The organism is Parafrankia sp. BMG5.11, from assembly GCF_004337455.1.
In genome coordinates this window covers 12,401-31,357 of sequence record NZ_SJXI01000064.1, presented here as the reverse complement: position 1 = coordinate 31,357, position 18,957 = coordinate 12,401, and the positions used below count along the sequence as shown (strand labels likewise).

Genomic DNA, 18,957 nt, shown 5'->3' with positions numbered 1-18,957 from the left:
CGGACTCCCGGTTCCGCCCCGAAGTCCTGTCGTGCGGTGGTTTGTCGCAGGTCAAGGAAAGAGATGCCTGACCAGGGCGTCGACCTCACGCCACCAGGTATGGACCTGCGCACGGGTAGGGCCCATCTCGTACTGGTGGTAGTGGCAGCCGAGGCAGACCTGAGACCAGGTCGCGCTCACCCGATGGGCCGTCCGCGGCCCGGCGTAGTGGTGGAGGCAGTGCAGCTTCGCGCGCATGTTGGTGTCGGCGAGGCCGGGGAGCGCGGACTCGAGCCTCTGGTTGACGGCGATCTCCAGCGCGGTACGCAAGGCCAGGACGCGCCGCGGTGGCGCGCCGCGGTCGTGGTGTCGAGGTGCCCGGCGAGCAGCAGGTCGGCCGTCCGCAGCAGCTCGTCGACCAGCTCTTCGGGATCCCGGACGGCGGTCACGGTGCGGCCACCTGCGGCCGGCGGATCTTCTCCACGATCTCGGCAACCTGGTTGACGAACCTGTGGGGGTCGGTGATCTCCGAACCTCACCAAGCTCATCGCCCGCATACGCGAGTAGGTCGTCAGAGGCAGGGCGGGCTCAGGTGCGTATCGGAGCGCCGGTGAGACGCACGCCCCGCGCTGGAGGAGCATCGCTCCGTGGCGATCAGATACAGCATCGAGTGTTGGATCATCGGTCCAGACTGTGAGGTTCTCCTTCTGCGGGTGCCCGCCCAGCGCGGCAGGCACGACGCTTTCTGGCAGCCGATCACCGGCGGGATCGAAGCCGGGGAGACCCCGGTGCAGGCGGCTCTCCGGAAGATCCGTGAAGAGACCGGTCTTGACCTCGACGAGACCCGCCTTACCGAGATCGCCGCGGGCATCACGGTCGCCATCACCCCGACGCTGACCATCGACAAGACCCTCTACGCCGTATCGACACCATCCACCACAGTGACCATCAGTCCGGACGAGCACGAGGACCACCAGTGGCTCCCCGCCGCCGAGGTCCCCGAGGCGCTGTACTGGGACAGCAACCGCGACACCTGGAAGCTCGTCAGCCAGCACCGCCGCGCCAGCGGGCCCGCCTGACGCCGCGCGCAGCCGAGGCGCCGGAGCGGCCAGACACGGCGATCAGGTATCTCTGCACGCCCGGCACCGCCTCAGGGGCAGGGTGGGGCGTAGGGCGTGTTCGGGAAGTTGGCGTACCACTCCTTGGAGCCGATCTGGTTTGACGGGTCGGCGCAGGCGTTGCGGGTGAGCACCGCGGGGTCGACCGTCCACAGTCGGACGGAGCCGTCGCCGCTGGCCGACACGACGGTCCGCCCACCGGGGACGAACATCGCCGCGCTCACCGCCTTCGTGTGCCCGCGCAGGTCGGTGAGCAGGACGGGGTCCGCCGGGGCGGAGATGTCGGTGAGCCGGACGGTCTCGTCCTCGCTGGCCGAGACCAGGATGGCGCGGTCGGGGCTGAAAGCGACGCTGGTCACCCCGCCGACGCCGCCGGGGGTGGAGCCGAGGTCGACGACCGATCCCGGGCCGTCGGCCCGCCAGGTGTGCACGGCGCCGTCGATGCCGCCGGCGGCGAGGATCGAGCTGTCGGCGGAGAAGGTGACGGACTGCACCGTGCGGCCGGTGCCGCGCAGGGTGGAGCTGGTGGCGGGCCGCGCCGGATCGGCGACGTTCCACAGCCGGACGGAGCCGTCGTCGCCGGCGAGGGCCAGCAGGCCGCCGCGCGGGGAGAACGCGAGCGACCGGATTCCGGCGACGGCGCCGTCGGTCGCCGACCGCCGCTGCGGATGGGCCGGGTCGGTCACCGCCCACAGGCCGACCTGGCCGTCGTCGCCGCCGGAGGCGAGGGTGCCGCCGTCCGGGGCGAAGGCGACGGAGCGCACCCGGTCGCGGTGGAACGCGATGGTGGCGAGCGCGCCGGCGTGGGCGGGGTCGGTCACGTCCCACAGCCGGACGGCTCCGTCGCCGACACCGGCCGCGAGCAGGTTCCCGCCCGGGTCGAAGGCCACCGAGTAGACCCAGTCACCGACCCCGGAAATGGTGCCGGCGTGGCCGGGATGGGCGAGGTCGGTGAGATCCCAGAGCTCGATGGTCCCGGCTTCCGTCCCGGCGGCGAGCAGCCGGCCGTCGGGACGCAGGGCGGCGCTCAGGACGCGGCTGCCCAGCGGGGCCACCACCGGGTCGACGTCGGCCGCGAACAGGCCGATCACCGCGTTGCGGGTGGACGCCGACTCCGGCGCGGCGTGGTAGGCCGCGAGCGCGAGCCGGCGGGCGAGTGGGCGGTCCTGGAACTGCAGCCGCAGCGCCCTGGCCGCGACCTGCTCGGGCACGCCGGTCGGGCTGGGCGCGCCCCGGTTGTCGACCACGACGAGCACGACCGTCGCGATGACCGCGGCGAGGATCGCCGCGAGCAGGGCGATCCCGCGCCACCCATGTCGGCTCCGCCTGCCCTGGCTCCGCCCGTGCGCTTTGGCCCGCCCGGCCGTTCCGGCGCGACGATCCGTTCCGGCGCGACCGGCCGTGGACGGCGCCGGCGAGCCGTGCGGGGACAGAACGGTAACCGGGGTCGGCGGGACGGCCTGCGTCTCCACCGATGACAGCGACGGCGACGGCGACGGATTCCCGGGTGTTCCAGGTATCCCAGGTGTTCCAGGCGTTCCAGGCGTCCCAGGCGTCCCGGGCGCGACCGGCTGGACGAGCGCGGTGACCTCTGCGAGCGGGGGTCCCAGGGGTAGTTCGGCCTCGTCCACGCGCATGTCGAGCAGCCGGGCGTAGAGCTGCTCGGCGGTGGGCCGATCGGCCGGGGCCTTGCGCATCGCCTCCTCGACCAGCGGACGCAGGGAGTCCTCGAAGCCGTCGAGCGTGGGGGTGTCGTTGACCGTGCGGTAGAGCAGCGCGGCGGCCGGGCCGGTACCGAACGGGTAGCGGCCGGTGGCGGCGTACACGAGCACCCCGCCCCAGGCGAAGACGTCCGCCGCGGAGGTGATCGTGTCGCCGCGGGCCTGCTCAGGGGCCATCAGCGCGGGGGTGCCGACGGGGTGCTCCCCGCTCAGCACGGACGCCGTGTCGAGCGCGCGGGCGATGCCGAAGTCGATGACCTTCGGGCCGAGCCGGGAGAGCACGATGTTGCTGGGCTTGAGGTCGCGGTGGACGATGCCGGCGCGGTGGATCGCCATCAGCGCGGTGGCCATGCTGGCGGCGAGCTGGTGCAGCTCGGCGGGGTGCAGCGGCCCGCGCTCGCGCACCACCTCGGCCAGGGTCGGGCCGTCCACGAACTCGGTGACCAGGTAGGGCACGTCGGCGGTGACGTTCACGTCGAGCACCGCCGCGGTGCAGAACCGGGCGACCCGCCGGGCGCTGTCCGCCTCCCGCTTCAGCCGCTCGCGGAACTCGGCGACCCGCGCCAGGTCGGGTCGGACGAGCTTGACGGCCACCTGCCGCCCGGAACCGTTCAGCCCGAGGTAGACGGTGCCCATGCCGCCCGCGCCGAGCCGGCGCAGCAGCCTGTACGGCCCGACCCGCACCGGATCGGCGCCGTCGAACCCATCGAACCCACCGGGTCCATCAGATCCATCGGATCCATCGGATCCATCGGATCCACCGGATCCACCGGATCCATCGGATCCACCGGATCCATCGGATCCACCGAGGCTGGACGAGCTCACCGTCACCCGCTACGGCTGCCGCCGCCGGGGGCGACGGCCGCGCAGGGGGGCCGTCTGGCGGTGGACGGCGAGGGACCCGAAAGCGAGCAGGAACGGCAGCGCCACCGACGGGACGGAGGCGCTCGTGTCCGCGGAGACCAGCATCATGTCGACGCCGGAGGCGAGGTGGGCGCCGCAGTCCGCGGCGACCTGCCGGTGGCCGGGACGGAAGCTCGCGAAGCGCACCACGGTCTCGAAACGGCCGTCCTGGTCGGCGACGGTACGGCCGACGAGCTCGCCGCCGGCGGTCAGGGTCGTCTCCGCGCCCGGGATGCAGCCGGCGCCCTGCGCGTAGAGGAGGTCGCCGGCGGCCAGCACGTACCGGTCGAAGCGCAGCTCCCCGGGTTCGGGCTCGCGCGCTACGGGGACGCCGGGCGGCGGTGGCGGCGAGCCCGGCCGGGCGATCGGGGTACAGGCGCCGAGGACGCGCGCCGTGCCCGGCGGGCACTTCGCCGACTCGGCCGGCTCGGCGCACCTGCTCCCGAGCGGGACGGTGACGCCGCCCGGGCAGAACGTGCGGCCGGGTGGGCAGGCGGCGGTGCTGGGCGCGGTGGAGCCGTCCCAGCAGGCGACGGGCACGGGCCGGGCCGACGCCGGCTTCGGGCACGGCTCCCCCACGGCCACGCTGACCGGGGTGTTCGGGCACTGGACGCGCCGGATCGGGCAGTCGCCGGCCGTGCGGGCCCACGAGCCGTCGTCACAGCGCACGACCGGGGCCCCGCCGCTGCCACCGCTGCCACTGCTGCCGCCGCTGCCGCCGCTCGTTCCGTCGCCGCCTCCGTTTCCGGAGTCCCCTCCGCCGTCAGACGGGCCGCCGGTCGGGTGGTCGCCCGGCGGGCAGCCGGGCAGGGGCAGCGCGTCGAACGGGCGGCCGAGGCTCGGGCAGACGACGGTGCCGCCGCAGTTCCCGCCCGGTGCCGCCGTCGAGCCGGTACCCCGGCCGGCCCCGCAGGGCGGGCTCGATGTGGGGCCTGCGGTCCCGCCAGGGGTGGGGGTCTCCCCGGGATCGGCTGTCTCACCGGGGGTGGGCGGCGGGCAGCCGCGCCGGCGCGGTGCCGCTCCCCCAGCCGCGCACGAGGGCGAGGTGGTCGGAGTGCCTGGCGCGGTCGTCGGGCTGTCGCCTCCCGACCCGGCCCCGCCGGGTGCGGTCGTGCCCGCGGTCGTGCCCGCGGGCGCGTCCTGATCGCCGGAGTTCGGCTCGGTAGCGCCGGCCGGCGGCGCCGCTCCGGAACCCGCCGGCGGCGGCACCGGCTCCACGGACGGCGCGGGCGCGGGCGCAGGGGCAGGCGGTGGCGGTGGCGGTGGCGGTGGTGCCGGCTGTTCGGACGGCGACACAGCCGGCGCTTCGGACGAGGACGTGACCGCCGGCGCGACGGTGTCGAGCGCCGAGGCCGGCACGGCCGCGCCCCCGGCGGGCGGAACAGCACCGATGACGCCGCAGAACAGAGCGGTGAACGCGAGCAGGAGAACACGGAGAACCCACGGTTTCCCGCGCATTCCAGCGGCGCGTCGCCCGCTCACCATCCACCCACCCCCGGAATAGTTTTCCAGCATTGTGAAAGCCGGCCGCGATCCCGCCCGAAACGCGGGCCGGTGATCGCCGGTACCACCCAATGGTGGAGTTCGACGGCGGCGCGGCCCCCGAAGTGCGCCACCCGAACGGCGCCCGCCCCCACCCAATACGATTGCGGTGAAGGGCCGCCGACATCCTGGCCAGCGTAACATCCGATTCGGTGAGCTACCGGCCGGAAGGGGAGATGTGATTTCCGGATCGCGCGGGCCGGCAACGGCACCAAAATGCCGTCTCCTCGCCGCCCTTGTTATCTGCATGACATGGCTCGGGGTATTCTTCGTACCCACCGCCTGGGCGGAGAACGACAATACGACACGGCTGTCCGTCACCATCGACGGCCGCCCCCTCGATGGTGACGTCATCCTCGACGCGTCGGCCGCGACGCGCCTCGTCGTCGGCCTGGAGAACCTCGGCCGGTCGGCGCTCGAGGTCGACTCGGTGCGGCTGAGTGGAACGGTGCTCGGCCTGACCTTCTTCGACTACGACACCCGGGTGCGCACGACCGTCCCGGCCCGCGGCGCGGCGACCTGGACGGTCGATCTCGACCTGCGCGACCTCGCCCGGCGGGCCAGCGGCTCGCTGCCGGTCAGGGTGGAGATCCGTGACACCGATCTCGCCACGGTGGCCGCCGCGAACGGGCACGCCGACGTCCGCGGCTCGCTGTTCTCCACCTACGGCCTGTTCATCCTGGGCATGTTCACGCTCGCGGGCTTGCTGCTCGCGGCGGCCCTGCTCGCGGCGCGGCGGAACGCTCCCGCACCGGCACCATGGCGGCGTGGGCTACGTCTCGTCCCGGCGGGCACGGCGGCGGGGCTTTTCCTGGTTCTCGTGCTGTCGGCGGCGCACCTGACGACCCCGTCGACACCAACCGATCTCGCGATCACCCTCTGCACCGCGCTGATCACCTTCGGGATCGGTCGCGTCCTGCCGGCCCGCACCCCACCCGGAGGTGCGGACGCCAGCTAGAAGGCCGCAACGGCATTCGGGTGTGTCCGCGGCAGGCGGCGGTGAGCTCATCGGGCAGGCCGCGGCGGGATTCCTTGAGATGGGCGGGGTCGGTGAGCAGCAGCCGAGTCAGCCGACGTGGGGACAACGGCGGGCGGTCACCCTCGACGCGGCCCTGGGCGATGTGGCGGTAGAGGACCGTCAGCCGGAGAGCCTGTCGAGGTGGCTGCCGTCGGGGTCGACGGCGCGGACGATGCGGCGCCCGATGTCGCCCAGCTGCCGCTGCTGCGCGCGGGTGAGGGGATCGAAGACCAGGGCGCGGACCGCGTCGACGTGCCCGGGGGCGGTCGCGACGATTTTCTCCCAGCCCGCATCCGTGAGGATCGCCAGGGTGTAGCGGCCGTCGGTGGGATCCGGCGTGCGGCGCACCCAGCCCGCCTTCTCCATCCGCCCGACCACGTGGGAGAGCCGGGAGAGCGATCCGTTGGCGAATACGGCCAGGGTGCTCATCCGCAGGGTGCGCTCGGGCGCCCCGGACAGCCCCACCAGCACCTGGTACTCGAAGTGACTGAGCCCGGCGTCACGCTGGAGCTGGTCGTCGAGCGCCGCCGGAAGCCTGATCAGCACGCTGACCAGGGCCAGCCAGGTCTGCATCTCCTCGTCGGTCAGCCAGCGCGGCTGCTGCGCGTCCACGCCCTCAGCCTAGCTTGAAGTATCAACCGAGCCAAGGCCGTTGACAACTTGACAGGTCAAGTGATCACGCCTAGGTTGAAATTGAAGCTTCAACTCACAGGCTGGGTGTCCGAGGCTGCGAGTTTGGCCGCGACGCTCACCCACCGGGGTCGTCAACGATCCCGATCCCCCAGGGAGCACACATGCGCGCACTGAACGTCCCGGCCGCGGGCGAGCAGCCCCGGCTGTCCGACCTGCCTGTCCCCGGGCCCGTAGAGGGCACCGTGCTGGTCCGCGTGAAGGCCGCCGGTCTCAACGCCATCGACAACGCCCTGGCCGCCGGAATGATGGCCGAGATGATGCCGCACGCCTACCCGCTGGTCCTCGGCCGTGACGCCGCCGGCGTCGTCGAGGCCGTCGGAGCCGGCGTCGACCACGTCGCCGTCGGCGACGCGGTGATCGGCCACATGCTGCTGGCCCCACCGATCCAGGCCGGCACCCTCGCCGAGTACGCACTGCTGCCCGCTGCCGCCGTCACCCGCAAGCCCGCCGGCCTCGACTTCACCACCGCCGCAGCGCTTCCCCTCGCCGCAGCCGCCGCCAAGACGGCCGTCGACGCCGTCGAGCCTGAGCCGGGTCAGACCGTTCTCGTCGTCGGGGCCGGCGGCGGCGTGGGTTCGTACGCCGTCCAGCTGCTCGCGGCACGCGGCGTCACCGTCGTGGCCACCGGCACCGCCGCCGACGCCGGCCGGCTGACCGCGCTGGGCGCGGCCACCGTCGTCGATTACACCGCCGGCCCGGTCGCCGAGCAGGTGCGCGCCGCCTACCCCGACGGTGTCGACGCCCTGATCGACCTCGTCGCCTACACCCCTGACAGTGCGCCTCTGGACGTGGTCCGCAAGGGCGGCAAGGTCGCCAGTACCCTGGGCGCCGCCGACGAAGAGGCCCTCGCCGCCGCCGGCCTGACCGGCACCAGCGTTATGGCCGCCCCCGTCCGCGAGCTCATCGCGGAGCTTGCCGCCCTGGCCGCCGCCGGCACTCTGAAGGTCGACATCACCACCGTCCTGCCCCTCGAGAAGGCCACCGACGGGCTGGCCACTCTCGCCAGCGGTACCGCCCGCGGAAAGATCGTCGTCGAGATCGGCGACTGACAGGACGCGCCCCATAACCACTGACGGGAACACCCGCGGAGACACACCGAACCGTAGGTGACCAACATGTACGGCAGAGACAGGAGATAAGACGGGTGTCTTCTTCGAGCAGCACCAGGACCGCGCCGGAACCCTTGACCGCCCTCAGGTTCTCTGGCGTGGGCGACACCGCAGCGGTTTCGCGTGGCACTGACATCGGGCTGCTGCTCCTACGCCTCGGGCTCGGGCTGACCATGGCGGCGCATGGCAGCCAGAAGCTGTTCGGCTGGTTCGGTGGTGGCGGTCTCGACGGCACTGGCCAGTTCTTCGGTATGTCCGGCTATCCCACGGGCAGGGCTATGGCGGTCATTGCGGGACTCAGCGAGACCCTCGGTGGGCTCGGTCTCGTCTTCGGCGTACTCACTCCACTGGCTGCCGCCGCGATCGTCGGAACTATGATCAACGCGGTGGCTGTGAAATGGGACGGTGGCTTCTTCGCTCCACAGGGAATCGAGTACGAGCTGTTCCTCGCCGTCGCCGGTGCCGCTGTCGCCCTGACCGGCGCCGGTGCCTACGCGGCAGACCGCTTCCTGCCCGTCCTGCGCTCCCACCGGCTTGTCCACGGCGTCGCCGCCCTGGTCCTGGCAGTGCTCACCGCCCTGACTGTCCTACTGATCCGCGGGTAACCCCGCGCAGACCGACACCCTTGTTCGCCCCGGGGAAAGAACGTCTGCTATTCCCGATCGCCCCCCAGGTCCACGACCTGGGGGGCGACCACATCAACAATCACCGTGCCATACACCGGCCGCGGGGTCCGGCGGCACCGCACCCGACGTAGCTACGTGTTCGCGGGCCCCGCTGCCGGAAAACCCGCGCTCACATTCGGCTGCGGCAAGTGAAGAGGCTCTGGAGGGCCCCGGCCGGGGACCACGTCGAGAGGAACGGCTGTGCAGATCAAGGAGCTGGGACACATCGTCCTGTACGTGCGCGACCTGGACCGTTCGGCCCACTTCTACCGCGACATCCTCGGATGGCGCCCGGCCTACTCCGGCGACGAGCCCCTGCGCTACCGCGGGATGGCGTTCAACGCTGGCGGGCGTACCCACCACGAGCTGCTGCTCCTCGAGGTCGGCCGGTCCGCGGCCCCGCTGCAGCGTGGTCGTCACGTCGGCCTTTACCACTTCGGGCTGAAGGTCGGCGACAACGACGACGAACTGCGCGAGGTTCTCGCGACCCTGGTAGCCAACGGCGTCCCCATCCGCGGCGCCACCGACCACGGGTTCACGCACAGCCTGTACATCTTCGACCCCGACGGCAACGAGATCGAACTGTTCATCGACGTACCCGGCGTCGACTGGGACGACCCCGCGCACTGGACCGACCCGACCGCCCGACCGCTGCGCCTATGACACCACACGGCCTGCCGGACCCCTCTGCACCCAGGGTCACCGCAAAGTCGTGTTCCTGCTGGTCACGAGGATGATTGCTTGGTCGGGACAGCGGGCTGCCTGTCCCTCTGTGGTCTGATCAACGAATACGAACGAGCCACAACGGCGCGGCTGATCTTACGGACATAGTGCCCGTCGGCGACGAGAAAACCCGCGAGGCACAGAGCAGACGCACGGACACAGCCGACCATCACGCCGCCGGCCCCGCGTCGTCGCATCACCCCAGGTAACAGGCCCAGGCCGACTTCTGCGACCCCACAGGTGCAGTGGGACAGCTGGTGCGGTCAAGCTGCCCGACGGCAGCGATAATTGACACTTGTCGCTTTGTGGACGGATGTCTATTATCGATTCGTGCACCCCGAGCCGCCGCAGGTACCCCGCCCCCTCGACCGGAGGGTGCAGCGCTCACGCGCGGCTCTGTTCTCGGCCGCGGTGCGCCTGGTGTCCGAGCGCGGCACGGCGGCCATCCCGGTCACCGACCTCGCCGCGGTGGCGGACGTGAGCCGGCAAGTGATCTACGTACAGTTCGGTGATCGTGAGTCGCTTCTGGTGGAGGCCGCGATCGACCTGGTCAGGCGGGAACTCTTTCCGCAGCTCGAGGGCGGCACCGAGGCCGGGCGGCGGCGGGCACTGGCAACGGCGCGGCACTTCGCCCACCACCGGTCGTTCTACCGCGCGATGCTGACCGGCTCGTGCGCGTTCGCCATGACCAGGGCACTGAACGGTGTGCTCGGCTCACTCCAACGGCCGGTCATGCGGATGTTGTTCGGCGAGCTGGACCAAGCCGCGGTGGAGGACCTGACGGCGTTTTTCTCGGGCGGGATGGCAGCGGTCATCAACGACTGGTTGATCGACGGCGAGGACCCGCTCGATCCCGAGGAGTTCACGGACCGCCTGCTCCGCCTCATGTCGGTCGTCACCGCTGGCCAGCACCTCCGAGCGGACGGAGGTCACGTTTGATGACCCGGGCAGCAGTGTCCTCCATAGAAACGATTGGGGTTGGAGAACGTGGCCAGAAAGCGCAAGTTCTCAACAGATAGGCATGTCTCGGCGTTCGTCTGTTTCCTAGCCGTCGCCGTATTCGGGTCGGCATGTTCCGACGGGTCGGGGCCGACGTCGAACACGGCGACGGAGACGACTCCGACAGCACCGCCGCGACCCGCGGGACCGGCTGCCGAATTACACGAGCTCAGCGGCGGCAATGGTGTTGGCCTGGGTTCCCCGACGAAGGTCGACCTGGCCGGCACCGGGTACGTCGAGACCGAGTACGCCGCGTCGGGGACGGCAACGTCGTACGACCCGCGGGGTGCGCTCGGTGCCGACGGGCGCTGGACATTCCAACCCGGCACTACCGCCCCGTACACCACCCGGGTGCTCGTACGGCGACCAGCCGCGGACAAGTTCAGCGGCACTGTCGTCGTGGAGTGGCTCAACGTCAGCTCCGGGACCGACTCCGACGTCGTGTGGTCGAGCACGCACGAGGAGCTGATGCGGCAGGGCGACGCGTGGGTCGGTGTCTCGGCGCAGCGCATCGGCGTCATGGGCGGCCCCGCGCTCACCCCGACCGGCGGCGGTAGCGCCACCGCGGGCGGATTGGTCAATACCGACTCCGCACGGTACGGCTCGCTCAACCAACCCGGCGACGGGTACTCCTTCGACATCTTCACCCAAGCCGCGCGCGGGGTACGTGCCGGCGGCGTGGCGATGGGTGACCTGAAGCCGCAGCACGTGCTCGCGGCGGGACAGTCCCAGTCGGCGTACGCGCTCGTCACCTACCTCAACGGGGTGCAACCCCTCACGCGCGAGTTCGACGGCTTCCTCGTCCACAGCCGGGGCAGCGGCGGCCTTCCGCTCGTCGCGCCCGGTGAGCCCGCCAGCCTCGGCTCCGAGACGGCGACCTCACCTGTGATCATCCGGGCCGACACCGACGTGCCGGTGCTCGAGGTGCAAGCCGAGGGGGACCTACGCGCCCCGCTGAACTCCGTCGTCTCGCGCCAACCCGACAGCGGCCAGTTCCGCCTCTGGGAGGTCGCCGGGGCCGCGCACGCTGACGCACACACAGTCGGGCCGTTCGCAGACGCACTCGGCTGCGGAGCGATCAATAATGCACCCATGCACGTCGTCGTTAAGGCGGCACTGCACGCCCTGGAGGAATGGGTAAGCGAGGGGACGCTGCCTGCCACGGCACCGCGGCTCGAGGTCACCCAGAACAGCCCGCCGCAGGTCGCCCGCGACGCCGACGGCATCGCCCGGGGCGGCGTGCGGACCCCACCCGTAGACGTACCGGTCGACGTCCTGTCGGGCACCCCCGGCCCGAACCCCTCCGTGATCTGCAGCCTGTTCGGTTCCACGACACCCTTGCCCGCCGAGCGTCTCACCGCGCTCTACTCGTCCAGTGACGCCTACCTACAGAAATACACCACCGCCGCGGACAGCACGATCAAAGCCGGATTCGTCCTGCCGGCAGACCGCGACGCGCTCCTCGCCTACGCGCAACCGACCCGCATCCAATAGATCCCTGGCATCGACGGGGCTGTTGCATTCGGGGAAGGCGTGGCGTGCCAGGCCCCGGTCGGACCCGGTGATCAGACAGCGAGGGCGAGTCGGTGAAGGCAGCCGATAGGCGGAGCCGGGGTTCGGTCTCGATAGCGAGTTCGTAATGTCCGCGGCGGATGTTCTGGACAGAGCGCGCCCGGTGCTGATCGTCTGGGCGGAGCGGAGGCGCATGATCAACCTTCGGGCCGCCAGCACGATCACCTCGGGTGGGAACCGGAAGCCGGTGAACTCCGAGACCGAGACCGGTGGACGGGCGGCACGTCGATGCACCATCCGATCATGTCGGATTCTCTACGTCGACAACGACCCCATCGTCCTGGCGCATGCCCGAGCGCTACTCACCAGCACCCCCGAGGGTCGGACCGCGTATCTCGACGCCGACTTCCGCGACCCGGAGACGATCCTGGAGTCCGACCAGCTGCGGGAAACACTCGATCTGAGCCAGCCGATCGCGGTCAGCCTGATCGCGATCGTGCACTTCATCGTCGACGACACCGTCGTCAAGGACCTCATCGATCGGATCATGCGTCCGCTGCCGGCGGGCAGCATCCTGGCGCTGTCCACCTGCACGGCCGACAGCGCGCCCGAGGAGGTTCGAGTCGGGGTGGCCGCGTACAACGCCAACGGCATTCCGCTGGTCGCGCGCGGCCAAGCGGGGGTCGAGCGTTTCTTCTACGGGCTGGAACTGCTCGACCCCGGAGTAGTGCTCGTCAACCACTGGCATCCCGACGAGCAAGCGGCTGCCGTGGACGATGCTCACGTACACATGTACGGCGGAATAGCCCGCAAACCGTAGCCTGCCGAGTCGAGGCTCCTATGGAGTCGCGGGTGCGCGGTCCTGCGCTTGATCATGTGGCAAGGGATCGCTCGAACCACGCCCTTTGAGACCGGCGTCGGATGTCCAAGATGCCAGCGCAGATTTCAGTTTTTCAGGAGCGGACCGCCGGCGGCGGCTTGCCGGTACGCGCCGGAGGCAGGGCCGGCCGGGCGGCTGATGCCGTCGTAGCATCGCTGGCAGCGCGACCGGCATCAGCAGCACCGGCAGCAGCCGTACTGGCCGCAGGGCTGCGGTCCTGTTGGGTCCCGACATCGGCCGTCCACGGGTCGCTGCGCCATGCCCCGTCGAGGTCGTCTGTCGAGGGGGGCGTGCTGGCTGCTATCGGGTCGAGGTCGTGGGCCCGTCCACGTAGCTGCTCTCTGACTGAGATGCGCCATAGCCGCATCCGGGCATGGACCTCAGGCCGGGTCAGCTGGACCGCCGTGACGACCAGACCGCCGCCGATCAGGCCGTCCAGCCAGTAGTGGTTGGCCGTTATCACAACAACGGCGATGGTGATCAGTGGATGCAGGATAATCAGCCATCGTGCCCGTGACCGCAGGATGGTCACCACGCCCCAGGCGACCAGGATCGACCATCCGACGTGCAGGCTGGGCATGGCGGCGTACTGGTTGGCTACGGTGTCGCCCGCGGTGTAGGCGGACGGGCCGAAGACCGTTCCGGTGTCCACGAAGGTCACGTCCGGCAGTGTCTGCGGGAGGAACCGGGGTGGTGCCAGCGGATAGAGGATGTGGATGACCAGGGCGACCCCGGTCGAGGCGAGGATGACCGTCCGCACCCGTGGCCACGCGTTGCGGTGTCGTACCAGGACCCAGGCGAGGAAGGCGGTCGACGCCGGGAAGTGGACGCCGGTGTAGACGCGGTTCGCCAGCTCCAGGAGTTGGGTCGAATGCAGTGCGAGCTGTTGGATCGCGGACTCGTTGGGGAGATACAGCAGTCGTTCGAGGTTCCAAACATCCCGGGCGTTCGCCAGGGCCTGCGATTCCCGGCCGACGGCCAGATGCCGGCCCATCCGATAGAGCATGTAGAGCAGGTCAAGGAGGAGCACTTGGCCGGCGATGGACAGGGCCGTCGAGGTCAGGCGGCCGATCCGTGATCTGTGCCACCACGAGTCCCGTGGGGGCGGCGCGACGTTGCGGGATGCGGACGTCGCCTTGCCGTGTGCATGAAATGACATGCTTACCATGAACGACCCCGGCGCATTTCACACTCTTCTGCCGACATGCCCCTTCAACCCCCTGCTCGTGCCGGCCGATCGGTACGTTAGGCAAGCACCCAGAAATTATGACGCCGCTCTCATCGCGCAGAACCAGCCGTGCTCTACACATTGCCCGTCATCCCCGTCGCGTTACGCCACCGACTGGAAGCGCGCGCGGCACGCGGAGGGTGAGGATGATATGATCCGCCAAATTTCTGGCACCGCGCCAAGGAAGACTGATGAACGACGGAGTCCCCGGTCGGTGTGCTGGACGCGCTGCAGGCGGCCAGCGACGCGGCGGCCGCGGTGACGAAGGCGAGTTGTCTGGCCATGCCTCTTCCTCTCGTACGCCTGCCTGCCTGCCGAGGGAGGATGTCGCTGACCGATCTGGCGGGGGTGGCTGCGACCAGGTCGCCTTCTGAACGATCTGGTGATGGGTAGGTATCTCGATGTCTCCGTAGGTACCGCGCCAGCCTGTCCGACCAGGCCAGTCCCGTCGTCGTCCACGTGCCGACAATCCCAGCTACGGAGAATGCAGTACACGCCGCCCGCCTTACTCCCAGAGAATGACACGGCGTTTTCGATCAGTAGGTATTCGCGCATGGCGGCGAGCGATCCTCCGGAGCCGATCATGTCGGCGGGAGCGTTCTGGGGTTAACGAGCCGAGGCGGATCGGGGTCACCGGACGATCCGGGCGGCGTAGTGTGCCGCCCCTACGCAGGAAGGCGGCGTCGACGCCGCAGGCGCGGACCCGCATCAGCACGTCACGGCGCCCGGGAACGGTGCCAACCCACCTTGTGACGGGTCTATGTGCGCCGTGGCCCGGAGGAGACGGGGTGTCGACGTATCAGGCTCGGGCAGCAGCCGTGTCCCTGGACGGGAGGGCGTGAGGGCGTGAGGTCAGTTCCCGCTGTTGTCCGCCGGCGGGCACTGGCGCGTTCGTGCCTCCGCCTCGGGGAGGACGACGTCCTTGGCTGTCGCGGTCAGCGACAGGCCTGACGCGTCGGTTGACGCTTCGACGATGCTGAGGTCGAACGGCAGGCCTCCGACTGGGATCGGGACCGAGGGGAGCAGCTCCCCCACGCCACCGGGCACGGGGATGCTGAAGTTGAGTCCCCCGCGCAGGGAGACTTCGGAGGGGACCAGGGTGAGTTCGTTGTCCCGCACCTCGAAGGTGGTGACACCGCCGATCTCCTGGGCGCCGAGCATCGGCACGTCGGCCGTGCCGGAGACCTCGACCTGCTCTCCGCCGTCCACCGGGTTGATCTGGATCTTGCCGGGCTGGTCGGCCAGAAACGTGTTCACATCGTCGTAGTCGAGACGGACCGTTGCTTCAACATCGTCGACCGGAACCTCACCAACGCTGTTGGTAAGGATTTTCTTGACTGGAATGTGAAGTCCTTTGAGGTGCGCTTCGACCGACGAGATGCGGGGGCCGGGTGTTGAGATTCCCTCGACGCTCACTCCGATGTTCTTGAACGTGCCAAACATGATCTGGGTGAGAAACGGGAATCCGCCGATGCTGACATTGCTCACGGTCGGTGGGATGACATCGCAGGCGAGGCTTTCGGTCACGCTCGCCTCGATCTGTTTGGCCATCTGGTCCTCGGCGGCCGAGACCGCGAACCGGTCGCCCGCCACGAGCACCACGAGCTGGACCACCGCGCCGATCGCGAGGATCCGTCGGCGTCGTCGCCACCGGCGGCGCTTCGGGGAGACCGATCCGTCTCCGGGGCCGACGGCAGGCGGGTGACCGTCTGGACCCGCGGGGGTGGCACTGTCCCCCGCGTCCGGATGTGCCTGCCGGTAGTGGTCCTCGCCGGTCTGCGTACCGATGCGACTCCCGGTGGGTGGGTGGGTTCCGCTGTCGGCCCAGGCCGCGTGAGCGGGTTGGGGATCGGCGGATGGGATGGACTGGATCCGCTCCCTCCACAGGGCCTCTGGCCCGGCTGGCATGCCCGGGGTCGGGACACTCCTGCCGATCCCGGCTCTGCCGATCATTTCCGTTGTCCTGCCGGGCGGCGGGGTGACCTCCGGCGCGTCTTGCGCGCTTCCTGCCGGGGAACGCACTGGTCGACCCGGGCGGAAGGCGTCGGCGGGTGGCGGCGGTCCAGTCGGCCGATGAGGGGCCTGCCGTGGCGGGGCCGCTTGCTGGGACGGGCCGTGCAGGTCCCAGGTTGGCCGGTCGCCGTCCGGGCCAGGTCTCCGGCCCGGTGCCTGAACGGAGCCGTCGTGAGCGGTGTCCGCGGGTTTGTGTTCGTCGCCGTCGGGTGTGTGGTTCACCGAACATCTCCACTCCGCGCCGCGTCGAGTTCCTGGGCGCGGCATCGCCGTTCGCTGGTGGTGTGTCGCGCCCAACCCGGAGCCGGGTAACGGGACGCCGTTTCTTGGTCACGTTGGGGACCTCGACCACTGTGCACCGGAGTGGCCCGCTTCCGCGTCGGCCGGAGGCAGTCATTTTCGGCTACTGCAGGCTCAGTAGAAGCATGACGGGCCGGGTCGCGGGTACTGCGTTCTTTGTAGCCGGAAGTGCCGGCGTACGGACGACGACGGGACCCACCGGTTTCGCGCAGTCTTCTCGTGTACCCGAGAAGATGTGGAGATCTCCCCCGTGGCGACTTTTCTTTATCGGCTGGGCCGTCTGTCGTTCCGGCGGCGCCGATACGTTCTTCTGCTATGGGTGGGAGTGCTGGTCGCCGTCGGTTTCGGCGCGGCCAGGGCGCCCGCCGCCCCGGACGACGCGTTCTCCATGCCAGGTACCGAATCCCAGCGGGCGTTCGACCTCCTGGACGAACGTTTCCCCGGCACCGGAGCGGACGGGGCGGTCGCCCGCATCGTCTTCGTCGCCCCACCAGGCCAGACCCTGACCACACCCGAGAACCGCGCCGCTGTTGAACAGGTCGTCGCGGAGGCCACCGCCAGCCCACAGGTCGCCAGCGCCGTGAACCCCTTCCAGAGCGGGGCCGTCAGCACGGACGCGGCGACCGCCTACGCCACGGTCTCCTACACGGCGATCAGTGACGATCTCACCGACGCCACCAAGGAAGCCCTGCGAACCGCGGTCACAGACGGCCAGGCAGCGGGCCTGACCATCGAGCTGGGCGGGGACGCGCTCACGACCCGACCGGGGGCGGGCGGGGTGACCGAGGCCGTCGGAATCGCGATCGCCGCACTCGTCCTGCTGATCACCTTCGGATCCCTGGCCGCGGCCGGACTGCCGCTGCTGACCGCGATCGTCAGCGTCGGCGTCGGAATCGCCTCGATCATGGCCCTGGCCAGCACCCTCGGCCTGTCCTCGACCACCAGCACCCTCGCGATGATGCTCGGACTCGCCGTCGGCATCGACTACGCCGTGTTCATCGTCTCCCGTTACCGAGAGGAACGCGCCCGCGGGCTGGAACCCCAGGACGCCGCGGCGATCGCGACCGGCACCGCCGGGTCGTCGGTGGTGTTCGCCGGACTCACCGTCGTGATCGCCCTGGCCGGCCTGTTCATCGTCGGGGTCCCGACCCTGACGAAGATGGGCCTGGCCGCCGCGGGCACCGTCGGTATCGCCGTCGGAGTCGCGTTGACCCTGGTCCCGGCACTGCTCGGCTTCTTCCAACGCGCCGTGCTCCCACGCGCCGCACGCAAGAGGACAAGGAAGAAGACCGAGCGCCGCGGGCCCAACGCGGGCACCCGCTGGGCGAACCTGATCCTGCGCCGCCCGCTGCCCGTCCTCATCCTCTCCGTACTCGCGCTGGGGGCGATCGCCCTGCCCGTCCTGGACCTGCGCCTGGGCACGGCCGGCGACGAGGCGAAGCCCACCTCCACCACCGAGCGGCGTGCCTACGACGACCTTGCCGCGGGCTTCGGGCCGGGTTTCAACGGCCCGCTGACCATCGTCGTCGACGCGGCAGATTCCGCCGACGCGCAGGCGGCGGTCACCACGATCACCCAGAGGATCGGCGCAACGCCCGGTGTCGTCTCCGTCTCGGCCGCCCGGTTCAACACCGCGGGCGACACGGCGGTGTTCACCGCGGTGCCGGCCACCGGACCGAGCGAGGCAGCGACCAAGGACCTCGTCCACACCATCCGCGCGCAACGCGCCACGGTCACCGCCGCCACCGGCGCGACGTTCCAGGTCACCGGCACCACCGCCGTGAACATCGACATCGCCCAGAAGGTCCAGGACGCACTCGTCCCCTACCTCGCCATCGTGGTGGGCCTGGCGTTCCTGCTCCTGCTCGTGCTGTTCCGCTCGGTCCTCGTCCCGCTCAAGGCCGCCCTCGGGTTCCTGCTCTCCGTCCTGGCTGCCCTCGGAGCGGTCGTCGCGGTCTTCCAATGGGGCTGGCTCGCCGGGCTCATCGGCCTCCACCAGACCGGACCCATCATGAGCATGATGCCGATCTTCATGGTGGGTATCGTCTTCGGCCTCGCCATGGACTACGAGGTCTTCCTCGTCGCCCGCATCCGCGAGGCCCACGTCCACGGCGAGAAGGCCCGGGACGCGATCACCTCCGGGTTCGGGTACAGCGCCCGCGTGGTGGCGGCCGCCGCACTGATCATGATGGCGGTCTTCGCCGGCTTCATCGGCACCGCCGAACCGATCATCAAAATGATCGGGTTCGGCCTGGCCACCGCCGTCCTGCTCGACGCCTTCGTCGTCCGCATGACCATCGTCCCCGCCGTCCTCGCCCTTCTCGGGGAGAAGGCGTGGTGGATCCCACGCCACCTCGACCGGGTCCTGCCCCACATCGACGTCGAGGGCGAGACGCTGAGCCGGCCAGCCGCTCCCGCGCCAGCCGCCGGCCTCGAGGAGCCCCTCACCCTGGAATCCGCGTCCGCCCGGTGAGCACCGCCCGTCCGAGGACCGCCCGCGCACAACACCGCGGTCCTCGGACGGGGCCCCGTACCGTGAACGCCACGGCCACAG

The 18,957-nt window shown here is 70.4% G+C and carries 15 protein-coding genes and 1 pseudogene; 9 read left to right on the top strand and 7 right to left on the bottom strand.

What is annotated here, in order from left to right:
* Positions 1 to 51: 51 nt before the first annotated feature.
* Entirely contained in the window at positions 52 to 309 is a 258-nt protein-coding gene (locus E0504_RS36480) for a hypothetical protein (RefSeq protein ID WP_207974648.1), read from the bottom strand.
* 317 nt (positions 310 to 626) lie between these two features.
* On the opposite strand from E0504_RS36480, the gene E0504_RS36475 reads away from it, so the two are divergent.
* Complete coding sequence (locus tag E0504_RS36475) at positions 627 to 1,058, top strand: NUDIX pyrophosphatase (RefSeq protein ID WP_165938723.1); 432 nt, start codon at positions 627 to 629, stop codon at positions 1,056 to 1,058.
* 71 nt (positions 1,059 to 1,129) lie between these two features.
* Here the strand turns inward: E0504_RS36475 and E0504_RS36470 are convergent, their stop codons facing one another.
* Together E0504_RS36470 and E0504_RS52595 are read right to left on the bottom strand one after the other, a co-directional pair.
* Positions 1,130 to 3,502 (bottom strand): WD40 repeat domain-containing serine/threonine protein kinase, encoded by a 2,373-nt coding sequence (locus tag E0504_RS36470; protein ID WP_112107753.1) that lies wholly within the window; start codon positions 3,500 to 3,502, stop codon positions 1,130 to 1,132.
* A 150-nt stretch (positions 3,503 to 3,652) separates the two neighbouring features.
* Entirely contained in the window at positions 3,653 to 5,206 is a 1,554-nt protein-coding gene (locus tag E0504_RS52595) for a hypothetical protein (RefSeq protein ID WP_243657782.1), read from the bottom strand.
* Between the two features lie 304 nt (positions 5,207 to 5,510).
* On the opposite strand from E0504_RS52595, the gene E0504_RS36455 reads away from it, so the two are divergent.
* Positions 5,511 to 6,221: a hypothetical protein gene (locus E0504_RS36455; protein ID WP_235014323.1), complete on the top strand. Its 711-nt coding sequence runs from the start codon at positions 5,511 to 5,513 to the stop codon at positions 6,219 to 6,221.
* A 180-nt stretch (positions 6,222 to 6,401) separates the two neighbouring features.
* Here E0504_RS36455 and E0504_RS36450 read toward each other — a convergent pair whose 3' ends face one another.
* The gene (locus tag E0504_RS36450) at positions 6,402 to 6,893 is read right to left on the bottom strand and encodes a MarR family winged helix-turn-helix transcriptional regulator (protein ID WP_112107756.1); all 492 of its coding nucleotides are present in this window, start codon (positions 6,891 to 6,893) and stop codon (positions 6,402 to 6,404) included.
* A 182-nt stretch (positions 6,894 to 7,075) separates the two neighbouring features.
* On the opposite strand from E0504_RS36450, the gene E0504_RS36445 reads away from it, so the two are divergent.
* The 5 genes from E0504_RS36445 to E0504_RS36425 all read left to right on the top strand — a co-directional run bounded on the left by E0504_RS36445 (position 7,076) and on the right by E0504_RS36425 (position 11,964).
* The gene (locus tag E0504_RS36445) at positions 7,076 to 8,023 is read left to right on the top strand and encodes an NADP-dependent oxidoreductase (RefSeq protein ID WP_112107757.1); all 948 of its coding nucleotides are present in this window, start codon (positions 7,076 to 7,078) and stop codon (positions 8,021 to 8,023) included.
* 158 nt (positions 8,024 to 8,181) lie between these two features.
* Positions 8,182 to 8,688, top strand: coding sequence for a DoxX family protein (locus E0504_RS36440; protein WP_112107758.1), 507 nt, complete (start codon positions 8,182 to 8,184; stop codon positions 8,686 to 8,688).
* Between the two features lie 261 nt (positions 8,689 to 8,949).
* Positions 8,950 to 9,411, top strand: coding sequence for a VOC family protein (locus E0504_RS36435; protein ID WP_131626741.1), 462 nt, complete (start codon positions 8,950 to 8,952; stop codon positions 9,409 to 9,411).
* Between the two features lie 435 nt (positions 9,412 to 9,846).
* The gene (locus tag E0504_RS36430) at positions 9,847 to 10,410 is read left to right on the top strand and encodes a TetR/AcrR family transcriptional regulator (protein ID WP_112107794.1); all 564 of its coding nucleotides are present in this window, start codon (positions 9,847 to 9,849) and stop codon (positions 10,408 to 10,410) included.
* Between the two features lie 48 nt (positions 10,411 to 10,458).
* Entirely contained in the window at positions 10,459 to 11,964 is a 1,506-nt protein-coding gene (locus tag E0504_RS36425) for an alpha/beta hydrolase domain-containing protein (protein WP_112107795.1), read from the top strand.
* 88 nt (positions 11,965 to 12,052) lie between these two features.
* Here E0504_RS36425 and E0504_RS54520 read toward each other — a convergent pair.
* A pseudogene (locus tag E0504_RS54520) lies at positions 12,053 to 12,180 on the bottom strand (IS6 family transposase); the annotation flags it as partial.
* Between E0504_RS54520 and E0504_RS36410 the strand changes: the two are divergent.
* Positions 12,176 to 12,802, top strand: coding sequence for an SAM-dependent methyltransferase (locus E0504_RS36410; RefSeq protein ID WP_235014334.1), 627 nt, complete (start codon positions 12,176 to 12,178; stop codon positions 12,800 to 12,802). The pseudogene E0504_RS54520 and the gene E0504_RS36410 overlap by 5 nt on opposite strands.
* 133 nt (positions 12,803 to 12,935) lie before the next feature.
* Here E0504_RS36410 and E0504_RS36405 read toward each other — a convergent pair whose 3' ends face one another.
* Entirely contained in the window at positions 12,936 to 14,030 is a 1,095-nt protein-coding gene (locus E0504_RS36405; protein ID WP_112107786.1) for a phosphatase PAP2 family protein, read from the bottom strand.
* Positions 14,031 to 14,942: 912 nt separating this feature from the next.
* Positions 14,943 to 16,043 (bottom strand): DUF2993 domain-containing protein, encoded by a 1,101-nt coding sequence (locus E0504_RS36400; RefSeq protein ID WP_131626751.1) that lies wholly within the window; start codon positions 16,041 to 16,043, stop codon positions 14,943 to 14,945.
* 610 nt (positions 16,044 to 16,653) lie between these two features.
* Between E0504_RS36400 and E0504_RS36395 the strand changes: the two genes are divergently transcribed.
* Positions 16,654 to 18,876 carry an MMPL family transporter gene (locus E0504_RS36395; protein WP_131626740.1) on the top strand — a complete coding sequence of 741 codons (2,223 nt, stop codon included), beginning with the start codon at positions 16,654 to 16,656 and terminating at the stop codon, positions 18,874 to 18,876.
* Positions 18,877 to 18,957 lie beyond the last annotated feature (81 nt).